This window comes from Buchnera aphidicola (Macrosiphum gaurae) (assembly GCF_005080965.1).
In the GTDB taxonomy this organism is placed as follows: domain Bacteria; phylum Pseudomonadota; class Gammaproteobacteria; order Enterobacterales; family Enterobacteriaceae; genus Buchnera; species Buchnera aphidicola_S.
In genome coordinates this window covers 1-7718 of the sequence record NZ_CP034868.1, presented here as the reverse complement: position 1 = coordinate 7718, position 7718 = coordinate 1, and the positions used below count along the sequence as shown (strand labels likewise).

Genomic DNA, 7718 nt, shown 5'->3' with positions numbered 1-7718 from the left:
TTGTTGTATAAATTTATTTTATTAGTATAAAACATATAACCACCCTCCCTATTTTGAGAAAAATTTTATGAATTCAAAAGTTATTATTTTTGATACAACTCTTCGTGATGGAGAGCAAGCATTACAAGCAAGTCTTAGTGTTAAAGAAAAACTGCAAATCGCATTAGCGCTAGAAAAGTCAGGGGTAGATATTATGGAAATAGGATTTCCTATTTCATCACCTGGAGATTTTAAATCAGTTCAAACTATATCTAAACATATTAAAAACAGTCGAATATGTAGTTTAGCGCGTTGTGTAGAAAAAGATATTGACGCAGCTGGGGAAGCTATGTCGTTGTCTAATTCTTTTCGAATCCATCTTTTTTTAGCTACTTCTATCCTTCATATGAAATCTAAACTAAAAAAAAATTTCGGTGAAATAATAGATATGGCCATTTTTTCAGTAAGGAGAGCTTTGCGTTATACAGATGATATTGAATTTTCTTGTGAAGATGCAAGTAGAACTACAATAGATAATTTATGTCGTATTGTAGAAACATTAATAAAAATAGGTGTAAAAACAATTAATATTCCTGATACAGTAGGATATACCACACCTAACGAGTTATCCTCTATTATTAAAAATTTATTTGATCGTGTACCAAATATTCATAAATCTATAATTTCAGTACATTGTCATGATGATTTGGGGATGGCTGTAGGGAACTCAATATCAGCCATACAAGCAGGTGCTAGACAAATAGAAGGAACTATAAATGGAATTGGTGAAAGGGCTGGGAATACCGCATTAGAAGAAGTAATTATGGCTATAAAGGTTAGAGAAGATATTTTAGGTGTTTTTACTAATATAAACCATAAAGAAATTTATCGTACCAGTCAGATTGTCAGTCAAATTTGTAATATGCCGATTCCATCTAATAAAGCTATAGTAGGTAGTAATGCATTTGCCCATTCTTCTGGTATTCATCAAGACGGAGTTTTAAAAAATAGAAAAAATTATGAAATTATGGAACCTAGTACTATTGGTTTAAAAGAAGTAAAACTTAATTTAACTTCTCGATCTGGTAGAGCTGCAGTGAAATATTACATGGACGAAATGGGTTATAAAAAAAGTGATTATAACATAGATGAGCTTTATACTGCTTTTTTAGATTTAGCTGATAAAAAGGGTCAAGTTTTTGATTATGATTTAGAAGCCTTAGCATTTATTAATAAACAACAAGATGAATTAGAACATTTTTCTCTGAAATTTTTTAGCGTACAATCTATTTCTAATGGTTTGTCTACTGCTTCAGTTAAATTATTATGTGGAAAAAAAATTTACACGGAATCATCTACAACAAGAAATGGTCCAGTTGATGCTATTTATCAAGCATTAAATAGAATTACGCGTTTTCCTATAATATTACAAAAATTTCAACTTATAGCAAAAGGTAAGGGTAAAGATGCATTAGGTCAAGTAGATATTTTAGTAGAATATGAAAAACGAAAGTTTCATGGTATGGGTTTAGCTACTGATATTATTGAATCATCAGCTCAGGCAATGATTAATGTATTAAATAATATATGGAAAGCAAAACAAGTTAATAAAAAATTAAAAAATTTAAAAAAAATATAAAACATATTTAAAATTATTAAATTAATTTAATTTGAGAGAAAAATATTTTTATGAAGAAAAAATACCGCATTGCAGTATTACCTGGTGATGGAATAGGTCCTGAAGTTATGCGAGAAGCATACAAAATTTTAAATGTTTTAAAAGATAAGTTTTTTTTATCTTTAGAAATAAACGAATTTAATATTGGTGGTATAGCTATTGATCGTGAAGGTGTTGCTTTGCCACATAGTACATTAGTAGGATGTGAAAATTCTGATGCAATTTTATTTGGTTCTGTAGGCGGTAAAAAATGGAATAAACTTCCTATAGAAAAACGTCCTGAAAGAGCTTCTTTATTGCCCTTAAGAAAACATTTCAATCTTTTTTCTAATTTAAGACCAGCAAAGTTATATCCAGAACTCACATGTTTATCTCCCCTTCGTTCTAATATTGTAAAAAATGGTTTTGATATATTGTGCATTAGAGAATTAACAGGTGGAATTTATTTTGGTGAACCTAAGGGTTATATTGAAAAAAATGATATGAAATATGCTTTTGACACAGAAATTTATTATGAGCACGAGATTATACGTATTGCTAATTTAGCTTTTGATCTAGCTCGTTCTAGAAGAAAAAAAGTTTGTTCTATAGATAAGTCTAATGTTCTTCAGAGTTCTGTTTTATGGAGAGAGGTAGTTAGTAGTGTTTCTAAGAAATATCCAGATGTTCATTTATCTCATTTATATATCGATAATGCTACAATGCAAATTATAAAGGATCCTAATCAATTTGATGTTTTGTTATGTTCTAATCTTTTTGGAGATATCATATCTGATGAATGCGCTATGATTACTGGTTCAATTGGAATGTTACCATCAGCTAGTTTAAATGAAAAAAACTTTGGTTTATATGAGCCTGCAGGTGGTTCTGCACCTGATATAGAAGGTAAAAATATTGCTAATCCAATTGCTCAGATTCTTTCTCTTTCTATGTTGTTAAGATATGGAATGAATTTAATTCAGATAGCAGATAAAATTGAGCGTGCTGTAAGTTGTGTATTAAAAAAAGGTTATAGAACTTTAGATATATCTCAAAATAACTATTTTTTAAAAACAAATGAAATGGGCGATGCTATTGTTTCTTCTTTAGTTAATGGTGAATAAAATGAAAAAAACCTTGTATGATAAAATATATGATTCACATATTATTTGTAGAGAGGGAGATAATACATGCCTTTTATACATAGATTTACATTTGCTACATGAAGTTACATCACCTCAAGCTTTTGATTCATTACGAGATAAAAATCGAAAAGTCAGGCAACCTAAAAAAACTTTTGCTACCATGGATCATAATGTTTCTACAAAAAGCAAGGATATTAATGCATCTGGATCAATGGCAAAAATACAGATGGAACAATTAATTAAAAATTGTAATGAATTTAACATATCATTATATGACATAAAAAATCCTAATCAGGGGATAGTTCATGTAATTGGTCCTGAACAGGGTATGACTTTACCTGGTATGACAATTGTATGTGGTGATTCTCATACGTCTACTCATGGTGCATTTGGTGCATTAGCTTTTGGAATTGGTACTTCAGAAGTAGAACATGTTCTTGCAACTCAAACATTGAAACAACAACGTTTTAAAAATATGAAAATAGAAATTACAGGAGATATGAAAAAATTTATTACTGCAAAAGATGTAATTTTATTTATTATTGGGAAATTAGGATCATCAGGCGGTACTGGATATGTAATTGAGTTTTGTGGAAGTGCGATCAAAAAGATGAATATGGAAGAAAGAATGACAATTTGTAATATGGCAATTGAAATGGGTGCAAAATCAGGTTTAATAGCACCAGATGAAATTACGTATACATATTTAAAAAATAGAATGTATGTACCCCAGGGATTGTTTTGGGAGAGAGCATTAAATTTTTGGAAAAATTTAAAATCTGATGAAAGTGCTTTTTTTGATAAAGTTATAAATATAGATATATCAAATCTTTCGCCACAAATTACTTGGGGTACTAATCCTGATCAGGTAATTTCAATTGATGAGAAAATACCAGATTTTAATATTTTTAGTAATTTAACAAAAAAAGATTTAGCAAAATCTGCTTGCAAATATATGGGATTAGGTATAGGCACTTATTTAACAGATGTTACTATTGATAAAGTTTTTATTGGTTCTTGTACTAATGGAAGAATAGAGGATTTAAGGGCAGCTTCAGAGATATTAAAAAATAAAAGAATTTCTAAAAATGTTCAAGCTATTGTTGTTCCTGGTTCAGGTTTAGTCAGGAGGGAAGCTGAAAACGAAGGATTAGATAAAATATTTATTAATGCAGGATTTGAATGGCGTTTGCCTGGTTGTTCCATGTGTTTAGGTATGAATAAGGATAAATTAAATGACAGAGAGCGTTGTGCATCTACTAGTAATCGAAATTTTGAAGGTCGTCAGGGTAGGGGGGGTAGAACACATTTAGTAAGTCCTATTATGGCTGCTGCTGCGGCAATATATGGTAAATTTTTTGATGTTAGAAATTTAGACAATAAATGAGAGTAATTAAAATGTTTAAATTTACTGGTCATACAGGTGTCGTTGTTCCTTTAGATGTATCTAATATAGATACTGATATAATTATTCCTAAACAATTTTTAAAGAGAGTAAATAGGGTTGGTTTTGGAAAATTTTTGTTTCATGACTGGCGTTTCCTTGATACAAATCAAATGATAGAAAACGATCAATTTATTTTGAATAAAAAAATTTACAGGGGTGCTAGTATTTTGTTGACAGGGTGTAATTTTGGTTGTGGATCATCAAGAGAGCATGCTGTGTGGTCTTTATTAGATTATGGATTTAAAGTAATAATTGCACCTAGTTTTGCTGATATCTTTTATAGTAATAGTTTTAATAATAAACTTCTTTTAATCACATTAAGCGAAAGTGAAATGGGTGTTCTTTTTGATATTGTAAGGGGTAATAAGGGTATTAATTTTAATGTCAATTTAGTAGATAAAACAATTTCTGTAAACGGGATGGTTTTTTTATTTAAAATAGATGATTTTCAACGTTTTTGTTTGTTGAATAATTTAGATAATATTGATTTAACTATGAAGCATTTATTAGATATAGAAACTTATGAAAACGGTATATCTGATTTTCTTATGAAAAGAAAAGAATTTAAATCTTAAGAGATATTTTGTAAAAAAAATAGCGAAATTTTTACATATAAAAATTTCGCTATTTTTTTTAATATGTTTTACTTATTCTTTTTATATAAGTTTAAAACAATGTTATTTTGCATTTATTACATAAGAAGCGTTTAACAAAAAAAACAACATGCATTTATTTTATTTTTAATAAAAAAATTACTGAATTTAATAAAGTTTTTTTATTAAAAATCGAATAAAAATTATTTAATTAAGAAAAAACAGGAAAAAATAAGATTGAAACAAATTTTAAAAAGGGGTATTCCTACGAATGAACGCATATTTTAAAATAATTTTTTAAAAAACTTTTAGTTATCAGGATATGTATTTGTAGCTATTTTACGTAAATAATAATAACTGATATTAACTTGTTTTTTTAATCCATTAGGACCTAATTTTGTTAGCTCACTAATAGAATATTTAGCTACTAAAGCACGTAGAATTGTTTGTCTAGCTTCCTTTTCATCTAATGAAATTAACCGTTGCGCATTTCTTTTTTTCTTATAAAAAGCATGTTTAGAAATTCTGTATTTGAAAATATTTTTAATTTGAGTGTCCTTAGAACGTCTTTTCGCATCAATCATAGTTATGGGTTTAAAGCCCTTACTAGTAAGATTTTTATTTATCCATCCTAATTGTTGTTTTTTAGCATTTATTAGTTGTTTTTCAGAAACACCGAACAACATGAAAAATAATGGCGTAAGTGTGATTATTTTAGGCATGTAATTACCTAATATTTTATCCCATGTTTTTTTGCAAGTAACAAAACCCATGGGTTCCATAAAATTAGTAATTAATCTAGAAGCACGGGTGATAGATTTGTTACCTGCTTTAGATAGAGTAGATAAACCACATTCATCAGATAATTGTTCGACAGATGCCTGAACTAGATCAGAAGAAATATTAAAATGATAAATCATAGCTAAAACCATAGCTCTCATCGCACATGCACGATGTTCATTTAATCTTCTAAATCTTTTTAAGGGAAACCCGATTTTAATATTTTTAACTTGTAAAATATAATTTAATTCACATCGAGCAACATCTATTTCTGATGCCCTTTTCATTGCGTAACAAATAAAAGAAGGTCTGCGTTTATTGTTTTTGGGTGGTGTAAAACATGGATTGGGATTATGTATGTAAGATTTTCTTAATGTCATAAAACGATACTTAAAATAGTAGATAGGTTAATTTTTTTATATATTTACAAATATAAAATCAATTTCTTCCTTATATTTTTGATGTTTTTATATTTTTTTATATTTGAGAATATATACTTTACTTTTATTTTTTTTTATGAATAAATATAATTTATACAAAGTAAAGACATTCTTAACATATATTTTAATTCTTTTCAAGAACAACTTATCAAATTTTTAAAAATATCTGAGCTTTTTGTATTACTAAAAATATATTTATAAATTTAATTTATATTTAAAAAAATATTTGTCATTAAAAAATTATTTTAGGAAAAAAAATGGAAAGAATTATTGAAAAAACTATTTATGCTTCTCGTTGGTTAATGTTTCCTGTGTACGTAGGTCTATCGTTTGGATTTGTTTTATTAACGTTAAAATTTTTTCAACAAATTGTTTTTATTATGCCAGATATTGTAGCTATGTCGGAATCAGGTTTGGTTTTAGTCGTGTTATCATTAATTGACATTGCTTTAGTAGGGGGTCTATTAGTAATGGTTATGTTTTCTGGATATGAAAACTTTATTTCTAAAATGGACATACAGGATAATCAAAAAAGATTAGGTTGGATGGGTACTATGGATGTAAATTCTATAAAAAATAAAGTAGCTTCATCAATAGTTGCGATATCTTCTGTTCATCTTTTGCGTCTTTTTATGGAAGCGGAAAAAATATTAGATAATAAAATCATGCTATGTGTTATAATTCATTTGACTTTTGTTTTATCTGCTTTTGGAATGGCTTATATTGATAAAATGAGCAAAAAAAAACATACTCTTCATTAATTTGAAAAAACAAAAATTTGAAATTTTTTTGTATTAATGTTATATATTAAAAAATATTTACTATCTGATTAGTATAATATATACATTATTTATCAAAATTCTTCTTTTAAAAAATATATTTTACCCTTTTAATCAAGTGTATTTAGTGCCTAGAAAAAATTATATATATAATCCAAAACCATTTTTCAATCCGTCTAAAAATGAGAAAAAAAGATCTGCATTTATTTGTTATGCAATGAAAAAGGCATCAGAAATAGATGTTGCTAGAAGCAAGTTAAATAGCACTTTATTGCCTATAGATCCTAAAACTGGCAATATTTTAACTAGATTCAGACGATTAAATAAACATCGAGCATGTGCTATGAGGGCTATAGTACCTGCGATGTTATATTATTTTAATATTAATTCTAAATTAGTTGAGGCTTCTATTGAAAAATTAGCAGATGAATGTGGATTGTCTACTTTTTCCGATTCTGGTAATAAATCTATTACTCGTGCTTCACGTTTGATAAATGAATTTTTAGAACCCATGGGTTTTATTAAATGTAAAAAAATTAAGAGTAAATCCATTAGTAATTACATACCTAAAAAAATTTTTTTAACTCCTATGTTTTTTATGTTATGCAATATTCCAAAATCGAAAATAAATAATTATTTATCTAACAAAATGGAGTTATCAGAAAAACTGAAGGTGGGTGAGAAAAAAATATTTTTTTCTCTTTTAGATATAAAGGTCATATCAAAGTTGGATGAAGGATCAGCTAGAAAAAAAATTTTGAACGCTTTGATTAGTTATTATACTGCTAGTGAATTAACAAAAATAGGTCCTAAGGGTCTTAAAAAAAAGATAGATATTGAATATAAGAATTTGTGTAATTTACATAAAAAAAAATCATAAAATAAATTTATACAACAA

General features: G+C 27.4%; 7 protein-coding genes. 6 read left to right on the top strand and 1 reads right to left on the bottom strand.

The window, feature by feature from the left end:
* The first annotated feature begins 67 nt into the window (after positions 1 to 67).
* The 4 genes from leuA to leuD are packed head-to-tail and all read left to right on the top strand — an operon-like array spanning position 68 to position 4803.
* Positions 68 to 1618 carry a 2-isopropylmalate synthase gene (gene leuA / locus D9V72_RS03135; protein WP_158355462.1) on the top strand — a complete coding sequence of 517 codons (1551 nt, stop codon included), beginning with the start codon at positions 68 to 70 and terminating at the stop codon, positions 1616 to 1618.
* A gap of 50 nt (positions 1619 to 1668) precedes the next feature.
* A complete protein-coding gene (gene leuB / locus D9V72_RS03130) occupies positions 1669 to 2760 on the top strand; it encodes a 3-isopropylmalate dehydrogenase (RefSeq protein ID WP_158355460.1) in 1092 nt (363 codons plus the stop codon).
* A 1-nt stretch (position 2761) separates the two neighbouring features.
* A complete protein-coding gene (gene leuC / locus D9V72_RS03125; RefSeq protein WP_187308309.1) occupies positions 2762 to 4168 on the top strand; it encodes a 3-isopropylmalate dehydratase large subunit in 1407 nt (468 codons plus the stop codon).
* 11 nt (positions 4169 to 4179) lie between these two features.
* Entirely contained in the window at positions 4180 to 4803 is a 624-nt protein-coding gene (gene leuD / locus D9V72_RS03120; protein WP_158355456.1) for a 3-isopropylmalate dehydratase small subunit, read from the top strand.
* Positions 4804 to 5129: 326 nt separating this feature from the next.
* On the opposite strand, the gene repA (D9V72_RS03115) is transcribed toward leuD, so the two are convergent.
* Complete coding sequence (gene repA, locus D9V72_RS03115) at positions 5130 to 5981, bottom strand: plasmid replication initiator RepA (protein WP_158355454.1); 852 nt, start codon at positions 5979 to 5981, stop codon at positions 5130 to 5132.
* A 317-nt stretch (positions 5982 to 6298) separates the two neighbouring features.
* Between repA (D9V72_RS03115) and D9V72_RS03110 the strand changes: the two genes are divergently transcribed.
* Together D9V72_RS03110 and repA (D9V72_RS03105) are read left to right on the top strand one after the other, a co-directional pair.
* The gene (locus D9V72_RS03110) at positions 6299 to 6802 is read left to right on the top strand and encodes a TIGR00645 family protein (protein ID WP_158355452.1); all 504 of its coding nucleotides are present in this window, start codon (positions 6299 to 6301) and stop codon (positions 6800 to 6802) included.
* Positions 6803 to 6947: 145 nt separating this feature from the next.
* Complete coding sequence (gene repA, locus D9V72_RS03105; RefSeq protein WP_158355450.1) at positions 6948 to 7700, top strand: plasmid replication initiator RepA; 753 nt, start codon at positions 6948 to 6950, stop codon at positions 7698 to 7700.
* Positions 7701 to 7718: the final 18 nt, after the last annotated feature.

What these genes read in the sequence shown, in the direction of transcription:
- leuB (WP_158355460.1), top strand. Translation starts at nt 1,669, where the DNA reads ATGAAGAAAAAATACCGCATTGCAGTATTACCTGGTGATGGAATAGGT.
- repA (WP_158355454.1), bottom strand. Translation starts at nt 5,981, where the DNA reads ATGACATTAAGAAAATCTTACATACATAATCCCAATCCATGTTTTACA.
- D9V72_RS03110 (WP_158355452.1), top strand. Translation starts at nt 6,299, where the DNA reads ATGGAAAGAATTATTGAAAAAACTATTTATGCTTCTCGTTGGTTAATG.
- leuA (WP_158355462.1), top strand. Translation starts at nt 68, where the DNA reads ATGAATTCAAAAGTTATTATTTTTGATACAACTCTTCGTGATGGAGAG.
- leuD (WP_158355456.1), top strand. Translation starts at nt 4,180, where the DNA reads ATGTTTAAATTTACTGGTCATACAGGTGTCGTTGTTCCTTTAGATGTA.
- leuC (WP_187308309.1), top strand. Translation starts at nt 2,762, where the DNA reads ATGAAAAAAACCTTGTATGATAAAATATATGATTCACATATTATTTGT.